At 52.6% G+C, this 25,011-nt stretch carries 23 protein-coding genes; 13 read left to right on the top strand and 10 right to left on the bottom strand.

Annotated elements, in window-relative coordinates:
• Positions 1 to 99 precede the first annotated feature (99 nt).
• Complete coding sequence (gene mobB / locus V7Q49_RS19790) at positions 100 to 606, bottom strand: molybdopterin-guanine dinucleotide biosynthesis protein MobB (protein ID WP_333854650.1); 507 nt, start codon at positions 604 to 606, stop codon at positions 100 to 102.
• Complete coding sequence (gene mobA / locus V7Q49_RS19795) at positions 603 to 1,187, bottom strand: molybdenum cofactor guanylyltransferase MobA (RefSeq protein ID WP_333854652.1); 585 nt, start codon at positions 1,185 to 1,187, stop codon at positions 603 to 605. The genes mobB and mobA overlap by 4 nt, the downstream gene beginning before the upstream one ends.
• Positions 1,188 to 1,255: 68 nt before the next feature.
• Here mobA and V7Q49_RS19800 point away from each other — a divergent pair, with 68 nt between their 5' ends.
• The 3 genes from V7Q49_RS19800 (at position 1,256) to dsbA (ending at position 3,238) form a co-directional block, all read left to right on the top strand.
• The gene (locus tag V7Q49_RS19800; protein WP_106995726.1) at positions 1,256 to 1,525 is read left to right on the top strand and encodes a YihD family protein; all 270 of its coding nucleotides are present in this window, start codon (positions 1,256 to 1,258) and stop codon (positions 1,523 to 1,525) included.
• Positions 1,526 to 1,600: 75 nt separating this feature from the next.
• Complete coding sequence (locus tag V7Q49_RS19805; RefSeq protein WP_333854654.1) at positions 1,601 to 2,587, top strand: serine/threonine protein kinase; 987 nt, start codon at positions 1,601 to 1,603, stop codon at positions 2,585 to 2,587.
• Between the two features lie 27 nt (positions 2,588 to 2,614).
• A complete protein-coding gene (gene dsbA, locus V7Q49_RS19810; protein WP_333854655.1) occupies positions 2,615 to 3,238 on the top strand; it encodes a thiol:disulfide interchange protein DsbA in 624 nt (207 codons plus the stop codon).
• Positions 3,239 to 3,253: 15 nt separating this feature from the next.
• Here dsbA and V7Q49_RS19815 read toward each other — a convergent pair whose 3' ends face one another.
• Positions 3,254 to 4,162 (bottom strand): acyltransferase, encoded by a 909-nt coding sequence (locus V7Q49_RS19815; RefSeq protein WP_333854656.1) that lies wholly within the window; start codon positions 4,160 to 4,162, stop codon positions 3,254 to 3,256.
• Between the two features lie 436 nt (positions 4,163 to 4,598).
• Between V7Q49_RS19815 and polA the strand changes: the two genes are divergently transcribed.
• Together polA and V7Q49_RS23585 are read left to right on the top strand one after the other, a co-directional pair.
• Positions 4,599 to 7,391 (top strand): DNA polymerase I, encoded by a 2,793-nt coding sequence (gene polA, locus V7Q49_RS19820; protein ID WP_333854657.1) that lies wholly within the window; start codon positions 4,599 to 4,601, stop codon positions 7,389 to 7,391.
• Between the two features lie 165 nt (positions 7,392 to 7,556).
• Entirely contained in the window at positions 7,557 to 7,604 is a 48-nt protein-coding gene (locus V7Q49_RS23585) for a spot 42 RNA, inhibition of DNA synthesis (RefSeq protein WP_071892919.1), read from the top strand.
• 99 nt (positions 7,605 to 7,703) lie between these two features.
• On the opposite strand, the gene yihA is transcribed toward V7Q49_RS23585, so the two are convergent.
• Positions 7,704 to 8,330 (bottom strand): ribosome biogenesis GTP-binding protein YihA/YsxC, encoded by a 627-nt coding sequence (gene yihA, locus V7Q49_RS19825; protein WP_333854658.1) that lies wholly within the window; start codon positions 8,328 to 8,330, stop codon positions 7,704 to 7,706.
• Between the two features lie 581 nt (positions 8,331 to 8,911).
• Here yihA and yihI point away from each other — a divergent pair.
• Both yihI and hemN read left to right on the top strand, forming a co-directional pair.
• Positions 8,912 to 9,427: a Der GTPase-activating protein YihI gene (yihI, locus tag V7Q49_RS19835; RefSeq protein WP_333854659.1), complete on the top strand. Its 516-nt coding sequence runs from the start codon at positions 8,912 to 8,914 to the stop codon at positions 9,425 to 9,427.
• Positions 9,428 to 9,615: 188 nt separating this feature from the next.
• Entirely contained in the window at positions 9,616 to 10,989 is a 1,374-nt protein-coding gene (hemN, locus tag V7Q49_RS19840; protein ID WP_333854660.1) for an oxygen-independent coproporphyrinogen III oxidase, read from the top strand.
• A 100-nt stretch (positions 10,990 to 11,089) separates the two neighbouring features.
• Here hemN and V7Q49_RS19845 read toward each other — a convergent pair whose 3' ends face one another.
• From V7Q49_RS19845 to glnA, 4 genes are all read right to left on the bottom strand, one after another.
• On the bottom strand, positions 11,090 to 11,200 hold the full coding sequence (locus V7Q49_RS19845) for a YshB family small membrane protein (RefSeq protein ID WP_333854661.1): 111 nt from the start codon (positions 11,198 to 11,200) through the stop codon (positions 11,090 to 11,092).
• 110 nt (positions 11,201 to 11,310) lie between these two features.
• Positions 11,311 to 12,723 carry a nitrogen regulation protein NR(I) gene (gene glnG, locus V7Q49_RS19850; protein ID WP_032615423.1) on the bottom strand — a complete coding sequence of 471 codons (1,413 nt, stop codon included), beginning with the start codon at positions 12,721 to 12,723 and terminating at the stop codon, positions 11,311 to 11,313.
• Between the two features lie 11 nt (positions 12,724 to 12,734).
• Positions 12,735 to 13,784: a nitrogen regulation protein NR(II) gene (gene glnL, locus V7Q49_RS19855; RefSeq protein ID WP_142487613.1), complete on the bottom strand. Its 1,050-nt coding sequence runs from the start codon at positions 13,782 to 13,784 to the stop codon at positions 12,735 to 12,737.
• Positions 13,785 to 13,972: 188 nt separating this feature from the next.
• Positions 13,973 to 15,382, bottom strand: a complete 1,410-nt coding sequence (gene glnA / locus V7Q49_RS19860) for a glutamate--ammonia ligase (protein WP_333854662.1) — start codon at positions 15,380 to 15,382, stop codon at positions 13,973 to 13,975.
• Positions 15,383 to 15,771: 389 nt separating this feature from the next.
• Between glnA and typA the strand changes: the two genes are divergently transcribed.
• Entirely contained in the window at positions 15,772 to 17,595 is a 1,824-nt protein-coding gene (gene typA, locus V7Q49_RS19865) for a ribosome-dependent GTPase TypA (RefSeq protein ID WP_333854663.1), read from the top strand.
• A 55-nt stretch (positions 17,596 to 17,650) separates the two neighbouring features.
• Here the strand turns inward: typA and V7Q49_RS19870 are convergent, their stop codons facing one another.
• Together V7Q49_RS19870 and V7Q49_RS19875 are read right to left on the bottom strand one after the other, a co-directional pair.
• Complete coding sequence (locus V7Q49_RS19870; RefSeq protein ID WP_333854664.1) at positions 17,651 to 20,539, bottom strand: autotransporter outer membrane beta-barrel domain-containing protein; 2,889 nt, start codon at positions 20,537 to 20,539, stop codon at positions 17,651 to 17,653.
• A 70-nt stretch (positions 20,540 to 20,609) separates the two neighbouring features.
• Positions 20,610 to 21,227: a helix-turn-helix transcriptional regulator gene (locus V7Q49_RS19875; protein ID WP_333854665.1), complete on the bottom strand. Its 618-nt coding sequence runs from the start codon at positions 21,225 to 21,227 to the stop codon at positions 20,610 to 20,612.
• A 548-nt stretch (positions 21,228 to 21,775) separates the two neighbouring features.
• On the opposite strand from V7Q49_RS19875, the gene V7Q49_RS19880 reads away from it, so the two are divergent.
• The 5 genes from V7Q49_RS19880 to dtd all read left to right on the top strand — a co-directional run bounded on the left by V7Q49_RS19880 (position 21,776) and on the right by dtd (position 24,983).
• Positions 21,776 to 22,519: a winged helix-turn-helix domain-containing protein gene (locus V7Q49_RS19880; RefSeq protein ID WP_333854666.1), complete on the top strand. Its 744-nt coding sequence runs from the start codon at positions 21,776 to 21,778 to the stop codon at positions 22,517 to 22,519.
• Entirely contained in the window at positions 22,516 to 22,986 is a 471-nt protein-coding gene (locus tag V7Q49_RS19885; protein ID WP_333854667.1) for a hypothetical protein, read from the top strand. The genes V7Q49_RS19880 and V7Q49_RS19885 overlap by 4 nt, the downstream gene beginning before the upstream one ends.
• 88 nt (positions 22,987 to 23,074) lie before the next feature.
• Positions 23,075 to 23,674 carry a glucose-1-phosphatase gene (gene yihX, locus V7Q49_RS19890; RefSeq protein WP_333854668.1) on the top strand — a complete coding sequence of 200 codons (600 nt, stop codon included), beginning with the start codon at positions 23,075 to 23,077 and terminating at the stop codon, positions 23,672 to 23,674.
• A complete protein-coding gene (locus V7Q49_RS19895) occupies positions 23,668 to 24,549 on the top strand; it encodes a virulence factor BrkB family protein (RefSeq protein WP_333854669.1) in 882 nt (293 codons plus the stop codon). The genes yihX and V7Q49_RS19895 overlap by 7 nt, the downstream gene beginning before the upstream one ends.
• Entirely contained in the window at positions 24,546 to 24,983 is a 438-nt protein-coding gene (gene dtd / locus V7Q49_RS19900) for a D-aminoacyl-tRNA deacylase (protein ID WP_333854670.1), read from the top strand. The genes V7Q49_RS19895 and dtd overlap by 4 nt, the downstream gene beginning before the upstream one ends.
• Positions 24,984 to 25,011 lie beyond the last annotated feature (28 nt).

A 25,011-nucleotide genomic window follows, 5' to 3' on the forward strand; every position in this document is an offset into this window, starting at 1 on the left:
TGCCAGGCATCAAACAAGTAAAAAGGCCATCCGCAAGGATGGCCTTTTTGCGTTGTGCCTTAAAAAAACGGGCGGCGCTGCGCTTGCCCGGCCTACACGCTACAATGTCTTCATCCATTGCAGGATAAAATCCACGATCGCCTCGTTATTATTGATATCCAACACCGGTATCTGAAGCGACAGTGGAATGTCACTCGCCACCGCGATGATATGCTCATCAAGCGTTAACTCATTAATGTCATGTCCGGCACCGCTTCTGAACAGCAGGATCTTTGCCACCGGCTCATGCTTAAACCCTTCTACCAGAACCAGATCCAGCTTCGAATGATCCATCCGGCTGATGAGATAGGCCAGATCGATCTCCTCTTCGTCGGGGGTTTCAGTCATTAAGGCCCATCGCTGACTACTGGCGACGAGGGTTTGTGCCGCACCCGCTTTGCGAAGCTCATAGCTATCCTTCCCTGGCGTATCAACATCCATGTTGTGGTGGGTATGTTTGATCAGCCCCGGGCGCACACCTCTGGCACAAAGTGCCGGAATGATGGCCTTTAATAGGGTGGTTTTCCCCGTACCGCTCCAGGCGGCAATGGCTAATACCGGTATCATTTGTGCCTCGGGGCTGTCTGCATCTCTTCGAGGGTGTTCATATTAATAAACGCCTGTTTCATATCACTAAAATCAACGTGATGCCCGCTAGCCTGCCGCATAAAGACCATTACCCGTCGCTCGCCTGCGGCTAAATAGTCCTGTAGTTTTGGCATCAACTGGCGGTGCATTAATGCAATGGTGGGATGATCGCGATCGCCATCGTGCGCCCAGACTACAGGGGCCATACCTCTGTTTTTCACCAGCCGCTCAACCAGACAATTCGGGATAAAGGGAGTATCGCAAGGGCAGAAAAGGAACCACTCCGCGTCGCACTGCTGCATGACTGAAAGCATGCCCGCCAGCGGCCCAGGGTAACCAGTCAGGAGATCCGCGTAAACGGGATACCCGCTTTCCTGATAAGTGGCGATATGACGGTTGGCACTGACGGCGAGCGTGTCGACCTGCTTATGCAGCGTTCGCGCAACGTGCTGCCATAACGGCAGGCCGTCCAGTTCCTGCAAACCTTTATCTTTTCCACCCATGCGGGACGCTTTGCCTCCGGCTAATACCACCCCGGTGATGCTGCTTATCTGGCTCAACAATATCGCCTCTTTTCTTGTGGGATTGACCCTGCTAACGTGTCACTCTAAATGAAAGGAGTATTACCATGAAATGTAAACGTCTGAACGAAGTTATTGAACTCCTCCAGCCAGCCTGGCAGAAAGAGCCAGAACTCAACCTGATGCAATTCTTACAGAAACTGGCGCAGGAGTCAGGTTATGACGGTGAGCTGACCGACCTTTCTGATGACATCCTGATCTATCACCTGAAAATGCGTGATTCAGGCAAAGATGCGGTGATCCCGGGTATTCAGAAAGATTACGAAGAAGATTTCAAAACCGCACTGCTGCGCGCGCGTGGCGTAATTAAAGAGTAAAACCTTGTAAGAGGCACCACCGTAAACGCCGTTAAATGATATCCTCAATCATTCGTATAATTTCCGGATGATCGGATGAACGACCAGGCTTTTACTTTCCAGACCTTACACCCGGATACCATTATGGATGCGCTGTTTGAACAGGGCATCCGGGTGGACTCAGGCCTGACTCCTTTAAACAGCTATGAGAACCGTGTCTATCAGTTTCAGGACGAGGATCGCCGGCGCTTTGTGGTGAAATTTTATCGCCCGCAGCGCTGGTCAGCTGAACAAATTCAGGAAGAGCATCAGTTCGCTCTCGACCTGGTGGCCGATGATGTTCCCGTCGCCGCTCCTCTCAAATTCAATAATCAGTCCCTGCTGTCGCACCAGGGTTTTTATTTTGCTGTCTTCCCAAGCCTCGGTGGCCGGCAATTTGAAGCGGATAATATCGATCAGATGGAGTGGGTTGCCCGTTATTTAGGCCGCATTCATCAGACGGGGCAGAAAAGCGCATTTACCGCGCGCCCTGGCATCGGCATTCAGGAATACTTGCTGGAACCACGTCAGGTATTTGAGACCTCCACGCTCATCCCTTCAGGGCTGAAGGCGCAATTCCTTGCCGCAACGGATAACTTAATTAATGCCATCATACCGCGCTGGGATAACAATGTAGCAACGCTGCGTCTGCACGGCGATTGCCATGCCGGAAATATCCTCTGGCGCGATGGGCCGTTATTTGTCGATCTCGATGATGCGCGAATGGGACCTGCCGTTCAGGATCTTTGGATGCTGCTGAATGGCGATAAAGCCGAGCAGCGGATGCAGCTCGAGACGATTATCGAGGCCTATGAAGAATTCAGCTCTTTTGATTCAGACGAAATTGCATTAATCGAACCTTTACGCGCCATGCGTTTTGTTTATTATCTTGCATGGTTAATCAGGCGTTGGGACGACCCCGCTTTTCCCAGAAACTTCCCGTGGCTTACCGGGGAAGATTACTGGCGTAACCAGATATCCACATTTATTGAACAGGTAAAGGTTCTCCAGGAACCCCCTTTGCAATTAACGCCAATGTATTAATCGAACACACCCAGGAGAGAGTTGATTATGAAAAAAATATGGCTGGCGCTGGCAGGTATGATTCTGGCTTTTAGCGCATCGGCTGCACAGTTTACCGATGGCAAGCAGTATATTACCCTCGAAAAACCGGTTGCCGGAGAACCTCAGGTTCTGGAGTTCTTCTCATTCTACTGCCCGCACTGCTATGAGTTCGAGCAGGTTCTGCACGTTTCCGATAGCGTGAAGAAAAAGCTGCCAGAAGGCACCAAAATGACCAAGTATCACGTTGAGTTCCTTGGCCCATTGGGCAAAGACCTGACGCAGGCATGGGCCGTTGCGATGGCGCTGGGTGTGGAAGACAAAATTACTGCGCCGATGTTTGAAGCGGTTCAGAAAACCCAGACCGTCCAGACCACTGCCGATATCCGTAAAGTATTTGTTGATGCCGGTGTTAAAGGTGAAGAATACGACGCAGCCTGGAATAGCTTTGTCGTGAAATCTCTGGTGGCGCAGCAGGAAAAAGCGGCTGCCGATCTGGAGCTGCGCGGCGTGCCAGCCATGTATGTTAACGGCAAATATCAGCTGAATATGCAGGGCATGGATACCAGCAGCATGGACATCTTCGTCCAGCAATATGCCGATACCGTGAAGTATCTGGTTGAGCAGAAGTAATAAAGAAAACGCCGGTCAATGACCGGCGTTGTTGTATTCCGCTTTAATGTTGTTTATCAGCGCGTCTTTCTCACTCCATAGGGTATTCAACCAGAGCTGAAAACGCCGCTTAAAGTTCTTATCGCTGACATAATCCCCATGTAATTCTTCCGCCACAGGCACCAGATTAATACGCACTACGATCCGGGTTAACTTGCCGCTGAGCATATCGTAAAACGGCGTCTTATCATTTTCGGGATAGCAGAGCGTCACATCCAGTAACTTATCGAACTGCTGGCCCAGCACGTTAAGCGCCATGGCGATTCCGGCCGCTTTAGGCGGCAGCAGGTTGGCATACGGCGAGCGAGTTTGCTGCTGCTTCTCGTTGGTAAAGCGAGAGCCTTCAACAAAATTGACGATCGTCGTAGGGTGCGCGCGAAACTTCTCGCACGAGCGGCGGGTTGTTTCAACATCTTTGCCGCGGCGCTCAGGATGGCGAATCAGATAGCTGCGCGAATAGCGTTTCATGAAAGGCATATCCAGCGCCCAGCAGGCCAGACCAATAAAGGGCACCCAGGCGAGCTGCTGCTTAAGAAAATATTTGTTCATCGGGATATGTTTGCGGAACAGCACGCATAACACCACGATATCGGCCCAGCTGTGGTGGTTGCAGATGAGCAAATACCAGTTTTTCTTGTTAAGCCCTTCCAGACCCTGAACATCCCACTTCAGATGCGGGTTAAGGCGCAGAAGCACCGCAAGGCCTTCACACCAGCAGTACATCATGAAGTTGCAGAAAGCAGAGACTGCACGCCAGACGATGGGGATCGGTAAGAGCAGTTTAATGATTCCGGCGATGATGATCGGCACAGAACAGGCGATGGTGACCAGAATAGTTAATGCGATACTTAACAAAAGTATGATCGCAGCCAGCAGTCTCGACATGATGAGTGTTTTCAGGTAGTTAGCTATAATTAGCGCCTGATAAACAGACACCGGGCGCTGATCTTACCAGAAAACGCTCTAAGGATGGCGCTTTTACCCGGCGGGAATTCTGATTTGCATGCTTGTTGGAGAAAAATTCTGTGGCGCGGATCCTGCGTGGCTTATATCCACATGGAGTAAAATGTCATCAATCAGAAATATGAGATCGCGATCAAATAATAATATATTGATTAATAAGAATAAATATTTTATCAGCGGTCGTTGGATAGCACATTTAGTCCAGGGCGCAGAAAATATTCACAAACTTATCCACAGAATTTATTTGCGAGCGATCCTCAGGATCGCAAAATCTTTGGCTGTATTGGCCGCGAAAAACTGATGTTTTCATCCTTCTGTGGCATCCTTTATCCATAAATTACTCAAAGGCACGGACATTATGGTTCAGATCCCCGAAAACCCGCTTATTCTCGTCGACGGTTCGTCTTACCTCTATCGGGCGTATCATGCATTTCCTCCGCTGACTAACAGCGCGGGAGAACCTACGGGCGCAATGTATGGCGTGCTGAACATGCTGCGTAGCTTGATCCTGCAGTATCAGCCGAGCCACGCCGCCGTGGTTTTCGATGCGAAAGGCAAAACTTTCCGGGATGAGCTGTTTGAACATTACAAATCTCATCGCCCGCCGATGCCGGACGATCTGCGCGCGCAGATTGAGCCGCTGCACAAGATGGTGAAAGCGATGGGTCTGCCTTTAATGGCCGTCTCGGGCGTAGAAGCGGACGATGTGATCGGTACGCTGGCGCGGGAAGCCGAGAAGCTGGGCCGTCCGGTATTGATCAGTACCGGTGATAAAGACATGGCGCAGTTGGTTACGCCGGGGATCACCCTGATTAACACCATGACCAATACTATCCTCGGGCCGGAAGAGGTGGTGACCAAGTATGGCGTGCCGCCGGAACTGATCATCGACTTCCTCGCCCTGATGGGCGACTCCTCCGATAACATTCCGGGCGTGCCGGGCGTGGGCGAGAAGACGGCCCAGGCACTGCTGCAGGGGCTGGGTGGGCTGGATACGCTGTATAGCGAGCAGGACAAAATTGCCGGGTTAACCTTCCGCGGCGCCAAAACCATGGCCGCCAAACTCGAGCAAAACAAAGAGGTGGCGTACCTCTCCTATCAGCTGGCAACCATTAAAACCGACGTTGAACTGGATCTGACCTGCGAACAGCTGGAAGTGCAGCAACCTGCCGCCGAAGAGCTATTGGGCCTGTTTAAGCAGTATGAATTCAAACGCTGGATAACCGATCTCGAAGCGGGGAAATGGCTGCAGGCGAAAGGGGCGAAACCGGCCACTAAGCCAAAAGAGACGCTGGTGATTGATGCAGAAGAGGAGCCGGAAGAAGAAGCCAGCGTCCTCTCTTCTGAACATTACGAAACCATCCTCGATGAAGCACAGCTGTTGGGCTGGATTGAAAAATTAAAGCAGGCGCCGGTGTTCGCTTTTGATACCGAAACCGACAGCCTCGATAATGTCTCCGCCAATATGGTGGGTCTCTCCTTTGCCACTGAGCCTGGTGTTGCCGCCTATGTGCCGGTCGCCCACGACTATCTGGATGCGCCTGACCAGATCGCCCGCGAACGCGTACTCGAACTCCTCAAGCCGATCCTCGAAGACGAAAAAGCGCTCAAGGTAGGGCAAAACCTGAAATTCGACCGCGGCATCCTGCAGAACTACGGCATTGAGCTGCGGGGGATCGCTTTTGATACCATGCTGGAGTCCTATATCCTCGACAGCGTCGCCGGTCGTCACGATATGGATTCACTCTCTGATCGCTGGCTGAAGCACAAAACCGTCACCTTTGAAGAGATCGCGGGTAAGGGTAAGAACCAGCTGACGTTTAACCAGATCGCGCTGGAAGAGGCGGGACACTACGCGGCAGAAGATGCCGACGTCACGCTGCAACTGCATTTAAAAATGTGGCCGAAGCTGCAAAAACACGCCGGGCCGCTGAACGTGTTCCAGAATATCGAGATGCCGCTGGTGCCGGTTCTGTCCCGGATTGAGCGCAACGGCGTGAAGATCGACCCGGCTGTGCTGCATAAGCACTCGGAAGAGATCGCGTTGCGCCTGAACGAACTTGAGCAAAAAGCGCATGAGATCGCCGGCGAGCCGTTTAATCTCTCGTCCACCAAGCAGCTACAGACCATCCTGTTTGAAAAGCAGGGCATTAAGCCGCTGAAGAAGACCCCGGGCGGCGCGCCGTCCACCTCGGAAGAGGTGCTGGAGGAACTGGCGCTGGACTATCCATTGCCGAAAGTGATTTTGCAATACCGCGGGCTGGCAAAGCTGAAATCGACCTACACCGATAAGCTGCCGCTGATGATCAACCCGAAAACGGGCCGCGTGCATACCTCTTATCATCAGGCGGTGGCGGCTACCGGGCGACTGTCCTCTACCGATCCTAACCTGCAAAATATTCCGGTGCGTAATGAAGAGGGGCGTCGTATCCGTCAGGCGTTTATTGCGCCGCAGGACTACGTTATTGTCTCTGCCGACTACTCACAGATTGAACTGCGTATTATGGCGCACCTGTCCCGCGATAAAGGCCTGTTGACCGCTTTTGCGGAAGGTCAGGATATCCACCGGGCCACGGCTGCTGAAGTGTTTGGTATGTCGCTGGAGAGCGTGACCGGAGAGCAGCGCCGCAGCGCAAAAGCGATCAACTTTGGCCTCATCTATGGTATGAGCGCCTTCGGCCTCTCCCGTCAGCTCAATATCCCGCGTAAAGAGTCGCAGAAGTACATGGATCTCTATTTCGAACGCTATCCGGGCGTGCTGCAGTACATGGAGAACACCCGTGCCCAGGCGAAAGAAAAAGGCTATGTCGAAACGCTGGAAGGGCGTCGCCTCTATCTGCCGGATATCAAATCCAGCAATGCAGCCCGCCGCGCCGGTGCCGAGCGCGCAGCCATCAACGCCCCGATGCAAGGGACAGCGGCGGATATCATTAAACGTGCCATGATCGCCGTTGATGACTGGCTGGAGAAAGAGCAACCGCGGGTTCGTATGATCATGCAGGTGCACGATGAACTGGTGTTCGAAGTGCATAAAGACGATCTGGAATCCGTCTCGAAAAAGATCCATGAATTGATGGAAAACAGCGTGAAACTGGATGTGCCGTTGCTGGTGGAAGTGGGCAGCGGAGAAAACTGGGATCAGGCTCACTAACGCTTTCTGGGATATGAACAGTTTCTGTAAGTAAGCAACATATCTATGAACGTTTTGTGATGATCATTAGAATTCCCTATGTAAAGAATGAAAAAAAACTACAAAAAGTGCTTTGTCTATAGTCTAAAAAAGGGTAGAGTTATTCGCGTAGGGTACAGAGGTAAGATGTTCTATCTTTCAGACCTTTTACTTCACGTAATCGGATTTGGCTGAATATTTTAGCCGCCCCAGTCAGTAATGACTGGGGCGTTTTTTATTGCGGCAAAGAAAAATTCAGCGCAAAAAAAAGCGCGGACATCGCCGCGCTTATTATCACTCTTCCGCTTCTGTCGCAGGCTCCAGCTCGCTGTACCAGCGATCCAGCTTCTCACGCAGTTTATCCACGCCGAGTTTCTTCAGTGAAGAGAAAGCTTCAACCTGGATATCGCCGTTGAACGCCAGCACCGCTTCACGCACCATATTCACCTGCGCTTTACGCGCGCCGCTTGCCAGCTTGTCGGCTTTGGTCAGCAGCACCAGCACCTCGATCCCGCTTTCGACGGCCCAGTGGATCATCTGCTGATCGAGATCTTTAAGCGGATGGCGAATATCCATCAGCACCACCAGACCCTTCAGGCACAGGCGTTTTTCCAGGTATTCGCCCAGGGCGCGCTGCCACTTGATTTTCATCTCTTCGGGAACTTCGGCGTAGCCATAGCCCGGCAGGTCAACCAGGCGTTTGCCTGGGGCAACTTCAAACAGGTTAATCAGCTGGGTACGGCCAGGCGTTTTAGAGATACGGGCCAGGCTTTTCTGATTGGTCAGGGTATTCAGAGCGCTGGATTTCCCCGCGTTGGACCGGCCAGCAAATGCCACTTCAAGACCCGTATCGGCGGGTAAATGGCGAATATCAGGCGCACTGAGCACAAAATGCGTCTGGTGATAATTCAGGTTGGTCACGTGGTTGTCTCCAGAAATTCGTAACGTTGGGGGGATTATACCTGAACAGAGAGAAAAGGCTTTTCCCATCGGCGACCCGGCTGTAAGTAAAAACCCTGGAGTTTGTAAGAGATCTGCCCTTTTTACTATGGGAGATTTAAGAAAAGTCGCAGAGCGTTAAAAAATCAAAATCATTAAAATCAAATCATTAACGCTTAGTCTTAATCTGAAAGTCGTATAGCTACGGTGCTTGTGGGTTGTAGGTTTAGCCGGACAAGGTAAAGTAGCGTTCAACGGCGAGGATGCCGACAGGAAGCGGACTTAAGGATAAGGGTCAGGAGCGCCAGGAGGCGAAGACAAAGGATAGTCAGGAAGACGCACGCCTGGAGGCGTTGAAAAGGGAAACGGAACATATCACGGACGGTACCTGCTAACGGAAAAACAGGGTTAGTTGTCAGCAAACAGGGATTGTCAGACCCATAACGGGTTGTGAGTCAGGAAAAAAGGCGACAGATTGCTCTGTCGCCTTTTTTCTTTGCTTGCTTTCTGCTAGATTTCGCCGCAATTCTATACTCAAGAAAACGACGTTAAGACAATACACCATGAAAAAACCGACCTCCGCTGCAGGCGATAAACGTCCAGCAAAAGCACGCCGCAAAACGCGCGAAGAACTGAATCAGGAAGCGCGCGATCGCAAACGCGATAAAAAGCATCGTGGCCATGCTGCGGGCAGCCGCGCGAGTGGCGGTGCATCATCAGGCGCGTCTGCGAAAAATAAGCAGCAGAAAGATCCACGTATCGGCAGTAAAACACCTGTTCCATTAGGCGTGACCGATGCCCCGGTCACCAGGCAGCACAAACCCAAGAGCGAGAAACCTATGCTTTCACCGCAGGCTGAGCTGGATTTGCTGGAGAATGATGAGCGCCTGGACGCGCTGCTGGAACGTCTTGAAGAGGGTGAAACCCTGAATGCTGAAGAGCAGTCATGGGTGGATGCCAAACTGGACCGCATCGATGAACTGATGCAGAAGCTTGGCCTCTCTTACGACGATGAAGAGGAAGAGGAAGAAGAAGAGAAGCAGGAAGACATGATGCGCCTGCTGAAAGGTGGAAACTAACATTTGCACCCGGCAGGCTTTATCGTCCTGCTTATAACCCTTCCGGTTATATGTTATCTGGTGTGGTTATTCGTTAAACTACGGCGGTTGTCGCGGCGACAGAAGTGGCTGCGCACCCGATTCGTGGCCCGCACAGGGGCCAGAACGGGCCGCCGTATACGAACGCGACACCAACGGAAGGAGTGAACATGTCTGTACCAACCATCGACTGGGATCTGGCTCTGATCCAAAAATATAACTATTCCGGGCCGCGTTATACCTCTTATCCAACCGCGCTGGAGTTTTCCGACGCCTTCGGTGATAGCCATTTTCAGCAGGCGGTTGCGCGTTACCCTGACCGTCCGCTCTCTCTGTATGTTCACATCCCGTTCTGCCATAAGCTCTGTTACTTCTGCGGCTGCAATAAAATTGTGACCCGCCAGCAGCACAAAGCGGATCAGTATCTGGATGCGCTTGAGCAGGAGATCCTGCATCGCGCGCCGCAGTTTACCGGTCGCCATGTCAGCCAGCTTCACTGGGGCGGCGGTACACCGACCTATCTGAATAAAGCGCAAATCAGCCGCCTGATGAACCTGTTGCGGGATAACTTCCGCTTCGATGCGGATGCGGAAATCTCGATCGAGGTCGATCCGCGCGAAATTGAGCTGGATGTACTGGATCACTTACGCACGGAAGGATTCAACCGCCTGAGTATGGGCGTGCAGGACTTCAACAAAGAGGTCCAGCGCCTGGTCAACCGCGAGCAGGATGAAGAGTTCATCTTCGCTCTGCTGAATCACGCGCGGGAGATTGGCTTCACTTCAACCAATATCGATCTCATTTATGGCCTGCCAAAGCAGACGCCCGAAAGCTTTGCCTTCACGCTGAAGCGCGTGGCGGAGCTTAATCCCGATCGCCTGAGCGTCTTCAACTATGCGCATCTGCCGACGTTGTTTGCTGCCCAACGTAAAATTAAGGATGCCGACCTGCCTTCTGCCCAGCAAAAGCTGGATATCCTGCAGGAAACCATCACCTCTCTGACCGAGACCGGCTACCAGTTTATCGGCATGGATCACTTTGCCCGCCCGGATGACGAGCTGGCCATTGCGCAGCGCGAGGGTGTTCTGCATCGTAACTTCCAGGGTTACACCACCCAGGGCGATACGGATCTGCTGGGGATGGGCGTTTCGGCCATCAGCATGATTGGCGACTGCTATGCGCAGAACCAGAAAGAGCTAAAGCACTATTATCAGCAGGTGGATGAAACCGGCAACGCCCTGTGGCGCGGTATTGCCTTAACCCGCGACGACTGCATCCGCCGGGACGTGATAAAAGCGCTGATCTGCAACTTCCGCCTCGACTATAGCGATGTTGAAGCGCAGTGGGGTTTGCAGTTTAGCGACTACTTTGCTGAAGATATGAAGCTGCTGGCGCCGCTGGCGAAAGATGGGCTGGTGGATGTCACGGAGAGGGAGATTGAGGTCACGCCGAAAGGGCGTCTGTTGATTCGTAATATCTGCATGTGCTTTGACGCCTACCTGCGTCAGAAAGCGCGCCTGCAGCAGTTCTCGCGGGTGATTTAAACTGCAATGCCGGGTGGCGGCTTCGCCTTACCCGGCCTACAAAAGTGCGAAATGTAGGCCGGGTAAGCGAAGCGCCACCCGGCTTTTCATCGCCAACTCGCTAGCTAAACAACCCAACCAGCGCCGCACACAGCACCGCTGCAACTGCCGTTTGCGGCGTATGGCTTTCGACTGCCCCGCCAGACAACATAGTGAAGATTGATTCCAGCATGATGATCCCCCCGTTTTCCCGGGCAAGATGATACTCAACTCATCGGAACAGTAAAGCGCAAAATAACGCCAGTTTGCGCCAGGCTAACTCTCTTTACACAGCAGAAAATATCACTCCATTCCCAGCTCTTTTAACTTACGCGTCAGGGTATTGCGACCCCAGCCGAGCAGGCGTGCTGCCTCCTGTTTATGGCCCTGGGTATGGCGCAGCGCGGTGGTGAGCAGGGTGCGTTCCATCTCGGGCTGTGCCTCGGAGAGGAGATTTTGATGACCGGAACGCAGGGCGCGATCGGCCCATTGCGCCAGCAGCGTGGCCCAGCTGTCGGGCAGGGACTGGCCGGTGCTGCTTTCAGGAACATGGGTTTCGAAAAGCTCCGGCGGAAGATCCTGAATCAGCACCTCCTGGCCTGCTGCCATCACCGTTAACCAGCGGCAGGTATTTTCCAGCTGACGCACGTTGCCCGGCCAGGCCAGACGCGTCAGCGCGGCTTCGGTTTCCGGATGCAGCAGTTTGGCTTCCACTCCCAGCTCGCGGGCCGCATCCTGCAGGAAATGACGTGCCAGACGCGGGATATCTTCCCGGCGCTCGCGCAGCGGCGGCAGGTGAACGCGGATGACGTTCAGGCGGTGGAATAAATCCTCACGGAATTTCCCCTCCTGGACGCGCAGCTCGAGGTTCTGGTGGGTGGCGGCAATAATGCGCACATCGACTTTGACCGGCGCATAGCCGCCCACGCGGTAGAACTGACCGTCCGCCAGCACGCGCAGCAGCCGCGTCTGGACGTCGAGCGGCATATCCCCGATCTCATCCAGAAACAGCGTCCCGCCGTCGGCCTGCTCAAAGCGGCCCTGACGAATGGTGTTAGCGCCGGTAAAGGCCCCTTTTTCGTGACCAAACAGCTCGGACTCAATCAAATCCTTGGGGATCGCCGCCATATTCAGGGCGATAAACGGGGCTTTAGCACGCGGGCTGTGGCGATGCAGGGCATGCGCAACCAGCTCTTTCCCGGTACCCGATTCGCCGTTAATCAGCACGCTGATGGAGGAGCGTGACAGGCGGCCAATGATGCGAAACACATCCTGCATCGCCGGCGCTTCGCCAATGATATCGGTGGTAGGACCGAATACCGGGGCGTTACGCGGCTGCTGCTGTTCCTGATAGTGGCTGATGGCTCGTTCAACCAGCGCCACCGCTTCGTCAATATCGAAGGGTTTTGGCAGATAATCGAACGCACCCTGCTGGTAGGCGCTGACCGCCGCATCCAGGTCGGAGTGCGCGGTCATTATGATGACCGGCAGCATCGGGTGGCGCTGCTTAATCTGTTTTAACAGCGCGAGCCCGTCCATCCCCGGCATACGGATATCGGACAGCAGCACGTCCGGGGTTTTGGTGGTGAGTGCATCCAGCACGTCGGCCCCACTTTCAAAAGCGGTGCAGCTTAATCCTGCTCCGGTAAGCGCACGTTCAAGCACCCAGCGGATGGAGCTATCGTCATCAACTACCCAGACTATCCCTCGTTGCATAACCTAACCCTCTATTTCCTGATTGGCAGGTAAACCGAAAACTCGGTATGACCCGGCCAACTGGTAAATTCAATTTTGCCGGAGTGCTGATCTATCAAATTACGGGCAATCGATAAGCCGAGCCCGGTCCCGCCTTCACGGCCGCTGACCATCGGGTAAAACAGCGTGTCCTGTAAATGGGAGGGGATGCCCGGGCCGTTATCTTCCACGTCGATGCGGGCCGCCAGACGGTAGCGCGTCCCGTGCAGGGTGAGCTGAAACGCGGTGCGGGTACGCAGAATAATTTCTCCGCCATCCGCCCCTAATGCCTGCAGGGCATTGCGCACGATGTTCAGCAGCACCTGTTCAATCTGGTCGGGATCGTGCGGCAGTTCCGGCAGACTCGGATCGTAATCCCGAATCAGCCTGACGTTGTCCGGCAACTCCATCGACACCAGTTTGACGACGCGCTCAGCCACCTTGTGGATGCTTTCGGTGACGTGCATCCCGGGCTGCTGTGGGCCTAGCAGGCGATCCACCAGATTGCGCAGGCGATCGGCCTGTTCAATGATGACGTTGGTATATTCCGCCAGCGCCGGATCGGGCAGAGCTTTGGTTAACAGTTGCGCCGCGCCGCGCAGGCCGCCGAGCGGGTTTTTAATCTCATGGGCGAGACCGCGCACCAGGTCGCGGGCTGCAATCTGCTGGGCATGCTGGAGCTGCTCCTGGCTCAGGCGACGCTGATTATCCATCGGTGCCATCTCCAGCAGGATCAGGCCTTCCGGCAGCCGCTGCGCGGTCAGGGAGAGAATATGCGAGCGTCCGTCGATCACCAGCGTGACTTCATTATCGGTAAAGCCTTGTCCTGCCTGCAGGCTCTCCTGCATCAGGCCGATATTCAGAGAAAAATAACTCAACAGCTCGGGTAGCGGCGCGCCAAACAGTTTGCGCGAACTCTGGGCAAGCAGCTGCTGGGCCGCAGGATTGGCGTAATGCACCGCCAGATCGTCGTCGACCAGTAAAATGCTGTTGATAAGAGAATTGAGGATCTGCCCAGCATCGGGCAGCGTGCCAGTTGCCATTCAGCAGTCTCCTGGAGTTGTTTGCACTATTTTAGTGCAGTATAGCGTTTCTGGTTTTAAAAGCGCGTGAGATCAGCGTGTTGGCGGAGAAAAAAGCCCATCCGAAGATGGGCTGAAAAGTTTCCACGGCAACAAAAAAAACGGCTATCAATCTCGCGCGGAAAAAGCCGCGCGACAGGGATTGAAGATTAAACGCTGTAGTACAGTTCGAACTCAACCGGGTGTGGCGTCATGCGAACACGGTCGTTCTCTTCGATACGCAGCGCGATGTAAGCGTCGATCGCTTCATCAGTGAACACGCCGCCAGCAGTCAGGAACTCACGGTCTGCATCCAGCGCGTTCAGTGCTTCTTCCAGAGAACCTGCAACCTGTGGGATCTCTTTCGCTTCTTCTGGCGGCAGGTCATACAGGTTTTTGTCCATGGCTTCGCCCGGGTGGATCTTGTTCTTGATACCGTCAAGACCCGCCATCAGCAGCGCTGCGAAGCACAGGTATGGGTTAGCCGCTGGATCCGGGAAGCGCACTTCGATACGACGTGCTTTCGGAGACGCAACCACCGGGATACGGATAGAAGCAGAACGGTTACGGGCAGAGTACGCCAGCATTACTGGTGCTTCGTAGCCTGGGACCAGACGCTTGTAGGAGTTGGTGGTTGGGTTCGCCAGGGCGTTGATCGCTTTAGCGTGTTTGATAACACCACCGATGTAGTGCAGCGCCTGCTCGGACAGACCGGCATATTTGTCGCCAGAGAACAGGTTAGTCCCGTTTTTGGACAGAGACATGTGGCAGTGCATACCGGAACCGTTGTCACCAAACATTGGTTTTGGCATAAAGGTCGCGGTTTTACCGAAACGGTGCGCAACGTTGTGAACAACGTATTTGTAGATCTGAATTTCGTCCGCTTTCTTGGTCATGGTGTTGAAACGGGTGGCGATTTCGTTCTGGCCAGCAGTCGCAACTTCATGGTGGTGTGCTTCAACAACCAGGCCCATCTCTTCCATGATCAGACACATGGTAGAACGGATGTCCTGTGAAGAGTCGACCGGTGGAACCGGGAAGTAACCGCCTTTAACAGCAGGACGGTGACCTTTGTTACCGCCTTCGTATTTGGTGGAGGAGTTCCATGCGCCTTCGATATCATCGATAGCAACGTGGGAACCGGAAGTGGTCGCACCAAAACGGATGTCGTCGAACAGGAAGAACTCTGGCTCTGGCCCGAACAGAACGGTGTCTGCGATGCCGGTGGAGCGCAGGTACTCTTCAGCGCGTTTAGCGATAGAGCGCGGGTCGCGGTCGTAGCCCTGCAGGGTGCCTGGCTCGAGGATATCGCAACGGATGATCAGGGTAGACTCTTCGAAGAACGGGTCAATGAGCGCAGTGGATGCGTCTGGCATCAGCACCATGTCGGATTCGTTGATACCTTTCCAGCCACCAATCGAGGAGCCGTCAAACATTTTGCCTTCTTCAAAGAATTCGGCATTCACCTGATGAGCAGGAATAGTGACGTGCTGTTCTTTGCCTTTGGTATCGGTGAAGCGCAGATCAACAAACTTCACTTCATGTTCGTTCAGCATCGTCAAAACGTGTTCAGCGGACATACTTAACTCTCCAGATTGGTCATTGTCGTCGTGGTAACGAGGTCTTCAAATTCTGTGTAAGGCAGGCGATGTTGCCTTTGGTTGCCGTATTTTTTATAAAGCGAAATCTGTGCCAACTTTTAAAACACCCCAAAAAGGCGCTATCATGCGCACCATAGTGCAAAAGGGCTGCACCACGATGGTTTTGTTGCACCAGTATAGTGCTTCAATGTGAACATTGAGCACCATATTGGTGCAATTTACGTTAAAGTGCCCTTTTACCGCTCCGTGAAAGCGATCACAAAGCATCTCTGCGATACTTGTTTGCGGGGGATGTTTGTGATCCTGTTTTGTAGTGCGCTTAATCCGTGTACAATAACGCGCTATTTCTAAATGCCTGAGGCAAAGTTGTGATCGAAAATCTGCGTAATATCGCCATCATCGCGCACGTTGACCATGGTAAAACTACCCTGGTTGATAAGCTGCTGCAGCAATCCGGTACGTTCGATGCACGTGCCGAAACTCAAGAACGCGTGATGGACTCCAACGATTTGGAGAAAGAGCGTGGGATTACCATCCTCGCTAAAAACACCGCTATCAAATGGAATGACTACCGTATCAACATCGTTGATACCCCGGGGCACGCCGACTTCGGTGGTGAAGTTGAACGTGTAATGTCCATGGTCGATTCCGTGCTGCTGGTCGTTGACGCAATGGATGGCCCAATGCCGCAGACGCGCTTCGTAACCAAGAAGGCATTTGCCCATGGTCTGAAGCCAATCGTGGTTATCAACAAAGTTGACCGCCCTGGCGCGCGTCCTGACTGGGTTGTTGATCAGGTCTTCGACCTGTTCGTTAACCTCGACGCAACCGACGAGCAGCTGGACTTCCCTATCGTTTACGCTTCTGCGCTGAACGGTATCGCGGGTCTGGACCACGAAGACATGGCTGAAGACATGACCCCGCTGTACCAGGCGATTGTTGACCGTGTTCCTGCGCCGAACGTTGACGTTGAAGGCACTCTGCAGATGCAGATCTCTCAGCTCGACTACAACAACTATGTTGGCGTTATCGGCATTGGTCGTATCAAGCGCGGTAAAGTGAAGCCTAACCAGCAGGTCACTATCATCGATAGCGAAGGCAAAACCCGTAACGGTAAAGTCGGTAAAGTACTGACTCACCTGGGCCTTGAGCGTATCGAGAGCGACATTGCTGAAGCTGGCGACATCATCGCGATCACCGGTCTGGGCGAGCTGAACATCTCCGACACCATTTGCGATACGCAAGCGGTTGAAGCGCTGCCAGCCCTGTCTGTTGATGAACCGACCGTAACCATGTTCTTCAACGTCAACACCTCTCCGTTCTGTGGTAAAGAAGGTAAGTTCGTTACCTCTCGTCAGATCCTTGACCGCCTGAACAAAGAGCTGGTGCACAACGTTGCGCTGCGCGTTGAAGAAACCCCGGATGCGGATGCGTTCCGTGTATCGGGTCGTGGTGAGCTGCACCTGTCTGTTCTGATCGAGAACATGCGTCGTGAAGGTTTCGAGATGGCGGTTTCCCGTCCGAAAGTAATCTTCCGCGAAATCGACGGCCGTAAACAAGAGCCGTTCGAAAACGTAACGCTGGACGTCGAAGAGCAACACCAGGGTTCTGTCATGCAGGCACTGGGTGAGCGTAAAGGCGACCTGAAAAACATGAATCCAGATGGCAAAGGCCGCGTACGTCTCGACTACGTGATCCCAAGCCGTGGCCTGATCGGCTTCCGTTCAGAGTTCATGACCATGACTTCTGGTACCGGTCTGCTGTACTCCACCTTCAGCCACTACGACGACGTTCGTCCGGGCGAAGTTGGCCAGCGTAACAACGGCGTTCTGATCTCCAACGGTCAGGGTAAAGCGGTTGCGTTCGCCCTGTTCAGCCTGCAGGACCGCGGTAAGCTGTTCCTGGGTCACGGTGCAGAAGTTTACGAAGGCCAGATCATCGGTATTCACAGCCGTTCTAACGACCTGACTGTAAACTGCCTGACCGGTAAGAAACTGACCAACATGCGTGCGTCCGGTACTGACGAAGCAACGGTTCTGGTTCCACCAGTGAAGATGACTCTGGAGCAGGCTCTGGAATTCATCGATGACGACGAGCTGGTAGAAGTGACGCCTACTTCTATCCGTATCCGTAAACGTCACCTGACTGAGAACGATCGTAAACGCGCCATGCGCGGCCCGAAAGAAGATTAATACGGTCTTCTATTCGTAGTAAAAAAAAGCCGCTGATTTCAGCGGCTTTTTGTCATTATTTGAAGCTGTATTTCACCCCCAGCATGCCCTGGGTATCGCTGTAGCCTTTATCGCCTATCTGCTGAGCCACGTTACCCCAGACGCTAAGCTGCGGCGTAATCTGTCCCTCAACACCCGTTTTGAGTTCACCGATATTGCGCGTACCGCGCATTTCATTGCTGACATCATCCATGCGAATGCGTGTGGTCTGGGTATTGTGGATCCAGTTCGCCTCAATAAACGGCTGGAAGGTACGGGATTTACCGTCGTCAATTGCGTTATGCCCGCGGATATAAGCCTTCACGCCAAGACGGGTCATCAGGTTGCCATTGGTTTCGTCTTTCACCCGCGTGCCGTTGCGTTCGCGATGGTCGTCAGCCTGCACATCCATCCACACCACCTGCGCTTTTGGCTGGAGCCAGTAGCTGTTGCGGCCGCTTTCGCCTACCTTGAAGCTATATCCCGCTTCGACAGAGGCGGTTACGCCACTTGAGCGATAATTCTCAGTGGCCTGCTCCTGCCCCATCACCTTGTTATCGAACCAGTTATAGAGCATCCAGCTATCAACGTAGGTGCCACTTTTATCCGCTTCGTTTGCGTACCAGGTGCCGTACAGGCCCAGGCTGTAGCCATTAACGTCGCCACGCGAGTGGTATCCGGTCAGGCTGGAAACGCTCCGGCTCTGACTGTTGCCGTAGCCCGCCATCAGGCCAAGATGCCAGCGATCCAGACCGTCGGAACTCCATTGCGCCACATCTCCTCCTATCTGGAGCACGTAGCGATTGGCTATGGTTTTTAACTGGCCGCTGCCGTCTTTAAAACGCGTGTGGCCGCCGACGTTACGCATCCACAGGCTTGTCACTTTTTGTTCACCCGTGAGGATGTCGGTGTACTGCGTTTCACCCAGACGATCGTGCAGGCGGGTCATAAAGAGCGTATTTGCCGCATAGCTGTTCGCCTGATAGCTGCCAAATTCCGGGCGATACTGGTGCTCGCTTTTCGGCGGCACAGCGGGCGGTACCGGTTCCTGCGGCGGAACAGCCGGATCAACCGGTGGGTCTACGGGGTCGACCGGTGGGTCTACAGGATCGACCGGCGGATCTACCGGGTCAACGGGCGGGTCAACAGGGTCGACAGGTGGATCCACGGGTTCAACCAGGCTGGTCAGGAACCAGTTTTTCCCTTTTTGCACCACGTTATAGTCATAACCCCCCGCCACGATACGGCTGGCCTTCTCAAACGTCCCATCAGAGTTGCCGCCAACGCTAATAATCTCAATCCCTTCTACGGTTTGCGCGCCGGTACCGCCAATGTTATTCACTTCAATCCCGGTATGACCGGAAGTATTTCCTTCGACGATCAGTTTGTCCGTTTCAGAGGTATCGTCAAACAGCACGGTATTGAAAACCAGCTTGCCGCCGTTGCCGATGTAATCATCGCTGATGGTCAGGGTTTGCCACGCTGCATCTTCGGGATGCTGGAAATTAATCGTGCCGCCCGCATTCAGCGTCAGGCTGGTCAGCGTGGAGCTGTCTCGCATATTCCACACGGCATCATTCATCGTAAGTGCGATGGTGCCACTGCCTGCAGCATTGCTCTCAATGAAGGAGGCCCCGTTCCACTGTGAGTTGTCATCCATTGTCAGCGTAATAGTGCTGTTTTGTGCCGGAAGCGTGCTGGTGGCCGCGATGCCTCCTGCGGAGAGAATATCGCCGTTGAGGATGAATTTACCGCCAGCGGATGCATCAATAACCCCACCATTACCCGCGTTCATGACATAGCTGCCGCTGTCGCGCTGGCCTGCGGTGGTAATCTTTGCGCCACCCGCCAGCGTTATCACCCCGCGTGACCAGGCGTAGAGCCCGTGCGGGGCCTGCGCGGAGCTGCTTGTTTTAGCGCTGCTGTTTACCGCAATAGTGAGGTTATCGCCAAGATTCACCGCACCGGTGTAGGCATAGACGCCATGCGCGCTGGCACCGTTGGTGACGATTGTGGCGCCTTCATCCAGGGCGATCGTTGACGAGCCGGTAGAATAAACCCCGGACGCACTGCCTGCATCGGTGGTAAGGGTCGCATTTTTTCCCAGCTCTATTTTTGAGGCTGAACCCGCATACAGGCCGTAGGCCGATGCGCCGAACGTTTCGATGGTTGCTTCATCACCCAGACGGACATATGAGCCGCTCTGGTTGGTGCGGATCCCCTCGGCGTAGGTGCCACGCGTAACAATATGCGCACGATCGCCGACGATAACGTTATTTTTGGCCTTCGACGCGTCATTCAGTGCATAGGCGCTAATCCCGCGGCCGGTGCTGCCGGTGGTTTCGATATAGAGGTCGTCACCTACATAAATATTGGCGGAGCCGAGAGATCCCTGGCTGAAGGAGCTATACCCGGCATTAATGCCGTCGCCGCTTTGGCCATTAACGTAAATGTGGGTGCGATCGCCGGTAATGATAAACACCGGATTGTCCGGCGTGTTCATACCATGGGTACGAATGCCGTCGACATCTTTACCATTATTGGCGGCCACTTTTGACTGGGTGCGAATAGTCAGATCATCACCAAATATTACGCCCGGGCTGCCGGTCGTGGCGTTCTGAATAACGGTTATGGAATGCTCAAAGGCTTCCATCCCTGGCCCTTCGAGCGTGATCCCATCTCCGTAGATCGGGATATTACCCGGGCTGTACTGATAGACATAGTTAGGATCGGTAGTATTTTTGCTAAAGTTCGCATTTGCCGTTGCCGGTATTAGAGCCTGTATATCTGCAGGTAAATCCGTTACCGCTCCGGAGGAAGGTAAATTAGCAAAATCTATTACCGCAGCATTCACCGTGAATAACGCTGACGATAACGCCAGCGAAATCGCAACAGCGACAGGTGAGTGTTTCATTAAATATGGCATAACTGCCCCTTTCTTTCAGGCGTAGAACATCCTCCACATCATTAAATGTGGGTGTGTTAAGGAATTGAAATTACAAAATAGAAACGAGAATTTTATGAATGCGGGTACCTAACTTCCTCTCTAATCGTATTTTATGAACATAAATTTTTTTTACATCAATACTGTTTGTTTCTATAATCCCCTGGAGGCATACTCCTGCCATAAATCGGTTTAGCAACATGAATTCGATAGCATTCAAGCTATTTCCTCGTCTGCTGTTTAAACGTCTTCCGGAGAAAATATTCTTTATTTTTTCCTGTAATACAACGTCATTATCATCCGAATAAATAATTCCCTTTATTTCACTGCGGTGAGTAAATAAATAATTAGCCAGCGCCTCCAGTTTGCGGTCAGTGATAATAACGATGTTCATGTTAGTTATCGACAGACGCTCAATCCATTGCGGATTTGCAAGTATGCGAAGGTGGTACATCGAAAAATCTACAAAAATAAAACCACGGGATAAGTGATTCTTGTTTCTTCGCAATATCTTATCTGCTACTGCAATCTCCAAAAAATGATTACCCATCGGCCAAACCGCGAACGAGGCGCTGTCACAGTATTGTGATCGTACTGTCTTATCTGGAAATAACTGACAGGACAATTCACAGCTTATACAGCGGACAATCTTTTGCGACGATGTTATCATCCAGTCCACTCCTGTCTTATTTTCATGGTCAATATTTCACTGCCGTTCAAATGTGTCAATCTTGAAACATATATGGCGGTCCGGTCTTGTTTGTGAAAAAATGCGCCCGGGAAAATAAATTCCTGGTGGCATCTATTTTTATAGACCCTAGCTATAGCGAAAGAACATCAGTTGACCGAAGTATTCCAGGAATATTCGTCAATCCGTTAAGATTATTCGGCAAAAAAAATCCCGAAAGAATATTTTCGAAATAGCACTAATAGCTAAAAATTTGTTTCTTCAATCAGCCGTAACGTCCGTCTATTCCCTGGTGGTGACTCAATATAAGTAGTTAGCCTGGCGAAGTGTAATAAAATCTCATTATGTCGTTTTAGATGAGATAAACCTAAGAAAAATGCCGGGTAAAAACTTGAAAAATAATGTTTTGTTTTTAATCTTAGATAAGGTGGTGTCGCGGCTTAATCTTCTCTGGCCTATACTGTTGTTAAATATACGTATGTATTTTGAGTGTGTAGGGTTAAATATTGTTATTGCAGAGGAAAGGAAAATTGTATCTCATTAACAAGCTGGTCGAATATGACTCAGAAAACAAAACCCTAGTGAATCATATTACCGGGCGTACGGTACAATTGCAGCTTCCTGCCAATCTCTGTTTTCTGTACCTCGTTACCCATCCTGGCGAAATTATTTCACAAAATCAGTTAATGGTGGTGGGATGGGGTGAGCGCAATGACGTTACCACACCGAATACTTTTTATCAGGCCATTTTGACATTGCGTAATGCACTGGCTGAGGTGGGGTTACCGCGTGATACGGTAAAAACCATTTCGCGCCGCGGGCTGATGCTTTCCGAAACAACACAGGTTGAAATATTTATCCCATCCTCTGAGCCGGTAATCGTGCATAAAGACACGGCAATAGTCGATGGCATCACAACGCAGAGGCCAACCTGGCTGATAATAACCACCGTTGCGCTTTTACTGATCGTGCTTATCAACGGGGCGGTGCTATATAAACATCGCCTGACCATGCCGTTTAACAACTATATTCCACTTTCAACGAGCACCCGAATCGGCACCTGCCAACTTTTCTATGCACCCAACGAGCATATGCAGGACCATTACTTGCGCTTGTTAAACAATTACCCCGGCCTGTGTGCCGAAAAACGATACGTTTTTCTCACCGGCTATAGTAAAACGGAGCGAATCGCGGCGTTTGTCTGTAATAACGATGCGCGACGGGATACGGCAGCGTTTTGTACCACTCATTATTTTTGGGCGCATGAACAATGATAAAGTTCCGCAACCGTATTATTTTGCTGGTGGCATTTCTGGGGGCTGTCGTTACCAGCGGCTGGCTAGCGTATTCGCATTTGTCGAGTACGCCGATACGTTGTACGGGAAATGTGGAATGGACGATTGGCAAAAACCGATTCGTTGGCACGGTTTCCTGGCAAATGCAGCATCGGGAAGGGGCCACTATCATTAACGGTAAATTATTTGGCCATGCGGTTTCTGAAGTAAACCGTACCATCTATTTCCATTACAGCGATCATCAGAACTCGCGCGTTTTAAATAACGTTCGTATTGTTAAAACCTTTGCCGATAAGGCGGATGAGGCTGATATCAATGCAACGTTGCCGGGCTTCTATCGCACGCCGGGAAGAGAGCTAAGCCTGATGATTGATGAGTATCGGGGAGCCTGGCTTTTTGCTGCATCAAACGTCCCCTCGCTTTACTGTCGTAAAAACACGCCGTAAAAATCGATCGCACACCTTAGACTGCGCGCATAGTCAAATCTCTTTATTCCCGCTACAGTTACTTTTCCACGGCGAGCAGGAGATAAACATGCTCTATATCTTTGATTTAGGAAACGTAATCGTCGATATCGACTTCAATCGTGTGCTGGGAACATGGAGTGATTTCAGCCGCGTTCCGCTGGCAACGCTTAAGCAGAGTTTTACCATGGGCGACGCCTTCCATCAGCACGAGCGTGGCGAGATTTCGGATGAACAATTTGCCGAAAAGCTCTGCCATGAGATGGATCTTCCCCTCAGTTACGAACAATTTTCCCACGGCTGGCAGGCGATCTTTGTCGGTATTCGTCCCGAGGTGATTGCCATCATGCACAAGCTGCGCGAGCAGGGGCATCGGGTGGTGGTCCTGTCCAACACCAACCGGCTGCATACTACCTTCTGGCCGGATGAATATCCGGAAGTGAAAGCGGCTGCGGATAAGATCTACCTCTCCCAGGAGATGGGGATGCGTAAACCGGAAGCGCGGATCTACCAGGCCGTTTTGCAGGCCGAAGGATTCTCTGCCGCCGACGCCATCTTTTTTGACGATAACGTCGATAATATAGAGGGAGCTAACCAGTTGGGTATCACGTCAATTCTGGTGACCGGAAAACAGACGATACCCGACTACTTTGCGAAGCAGTTATGCTAAAAACCGTTCATCAAAAAGCCAGCCACCACACCCGACCGCTGCGTGCGTGGCTAAAACTCCTCTGGCACCGCATCGATGAGGACAACATGACCACGCTGGCAGGCAACCTCGCCTATGTGTCGTTGTTGTCCCTGGTGCCGCTGGTTGCAGTCATCTTTGCGCTTTTCGCCGCTTTTCCGATGTTTTCGGATGTCAGCCTGCAGCTCCGCCATTTTGTCTTTGCCAACTTCATGCCTGCTACCGGGGATGTGATTCAGAATTACATCGAGCAGTTTGTCGCCAACTCCAGCAAGATGACAGCGGTTGGGGCATGCGGGCTTATCGTCACCGCACTGTTGTTGATGTATGCCATTGATAGCGCGCTTAACACCATCTGGCGCAGCACCCGCGCACGTCCTAAAGTTTATTCGTTTGCGGTGTACTGGATGATCCTGACCCTGGGGCCGTTACTGGCCGGCGCCAGCCTCGCGATCAGCTCTTATCTGCTCTCGTTACGCTGGGCCAGCGATCTCAACAGCGTGATTGACGACGTGCTGCGCATCTTCCCGCTGCTCTTGTCCTGGCTCGCTTTCTGGTTGCTCTACAGCGTTGTGCCTACCACGCGTGTGCCTAACCGGGATGCGATGGTAGGCGCGCTGGTGGCAGCTCTGCTTTTCGAGTTGGGCAAGAAAGGTTTCGCGCTTTACATCACCATGTTCCCCTCCTACCAGCTGATTTATGGCGTGCTGGCGGTGATCCCCATTTTGTTCCTCTGGGTTTACTGGACGTGGTGTATCGTCTTGCTTGGCGCGGAAATTACTGTCACTCTCGGGGTATACCGCGAGCTAAAAAAAGCAGCAGAAGCCGAAAAACGACGAGAAACAGACCAACCATGATTGCATTAATCCAGCGCGTAACCCGTGCCAGCGTCACCGTGGAGGGAGAGGTGACGGGCGAAATTGGCCAGGGACTTTTAGTCTTGTTAGGTGTCGAAAGGGATGACGACGAGCAGAAAGCCAACCGCTTATGCGAGCGCGTGTTGGGTTACCGTATCTTCAGCGATGCAGAAGGCAAAATGAACCTCAACGTCCAGCAGGCGGGCGGCAGTGTACTGGTGGTGTCGCAGTTTACGCTGGCAGCTGATACCGAGCGCGGCATGCGCCCGGGCTTCTCGAAAGGGGCGGCGCCGGATCGGGCAGAAGCATTATATGAATACTTTGTTGACCGTTGTCGTCAGCAAGAGATGCATACACAGACCGGACGATTCGCTGCAGATATGCAGGTCTCGCTGGTAAATGATGGCCCCGTCACGTTCTGGCTCCAGGTATGAGTGAGCTGACGGTATGGCCGCGGGTAAC

Source organism: Leclercia sp., from assembly GCF_036780805.1.
In the GTDB taxonomy this organism is placed as follows: domain Bacteria; phylum Pseudomonadota; class Gammaproteobacteria; order Enterobacterales; family Enterobacteriaceae; genus Enterobacter.

Coding starts and splice junctions, on each gene's coding strand:
- hemN (WP_333854660.1), top strand. CDS start 9,616: ATGTCTGTACCAACCATCGACTGGGATCTGGCTCTGATCCAAAAATAT.
- yihX (WP_333854668.1), top strand. CDS start 23,075: ATGCTCTATATCTTTGATTTAGGAAACGTAATCGTCGATATCGACTTC.
- V7Q49_RS19875 (WP_333854665.1), bottom strand. CDS start 21,227: ATGATAACATCGTCGCAAAAGATTGTCCGCTGTATAAGCTGTGAATTG.
- V7Q49_RS19805 (WP_333854654.1), top strand. CDS start 1,601: ATGAACGACCAGGCTTTTACTTTCCAGACCTTACACCCGGATACCATT.
- glnA (WP_333854662.1), bottom strand. CDS start 15,382: ATGTCCGCTGAACACGTTTTGACGATGCTGAACGAACATGAAGTGAAG.
- glnL (WP_142487613.1), bottom strand. CDS start 13,784: ATGGCAACTGGCACGCTGCCCGATGCTGGGCAGATCCTCAATTCTCTT.
- glnG (WP_032615423.1), bottom strand. CDS start 12,723: ATGCAACGAGGGATAGTCTGGGTAGTTGATGACGATAGCTCCATCCGC.
- dsbA (WP_333854655.1), top strand. CDS start 2,615: ATGAAAAAAATATGGCTGGCGCTGGCAGGTATGATTCTGGCTTTTAGC.
- mobB (WP_333854650.1), bottom strand. CDS start 606: ATGATACCGGTATTAGCCATTGCCGCCTGGAGCGGTACGGGGAAAACC.
- V7Q49_RS19815 (WP_333854656.1), bottom strand. CDS start 4,162: ATGTCGAGACTGCTGGCTGCGATCATACTTTTGTTAAGTATCGCATTA.
- yihI (WP_333854659.1), top strand. CDS start 8,912: ATGAAAAAACCGACCTCCGCTGCAGGCGATAAACGTCCAGCAAAAGCA.
- V7Q49_RS19845 (WP_333854661.1), bottom strand. CDS start 11,200: ATGCTGGAATCAATCTTCACTATGTTGTCTGGCGGGGCAGTCGAAAGC.
- V7Q49_RS19895 (WP_333854669.1), top strand. CDS start 23,668: ATGCTAAAAACCGTTCATCAAAAAGCCAGCCACCACACCCGACCGCTG.
- V7Q49_RS19885 (WP_333854667.1), top strand. CDS start 22,516: ATGATAAAGTTCCGCAACCGTATTATTTTGCTGGTGGCATTTCTGGGG.
- V7Q49_RS19870 (WP_333854664.1), bottom strand. CDS start 20,539: ATGCCATATTTAATGAAACACTCACCTGTCGCTGTTGCGATTTCGCTG.
- V7Q49_RS19800 (WP_106995726.1), top strand. CDS start 1,256: ATGAAATGTAAACGTCTGAACGAAGTTATTGAACTCCTCCAGCCAGCC.
- polA (WP_333854657.1), top strand. CDS start 4,599: ATGGTTCAGATCCCCGAAAACCCGCTTATTCTCGTCGACGGTTCGTCT.
- dtd (WP_333854670.1), top strand. CDS start 24,546: ATGATTGCATTAATCCAGCGCGTAACCCGTGCCAGCGTCACCGTGGAG.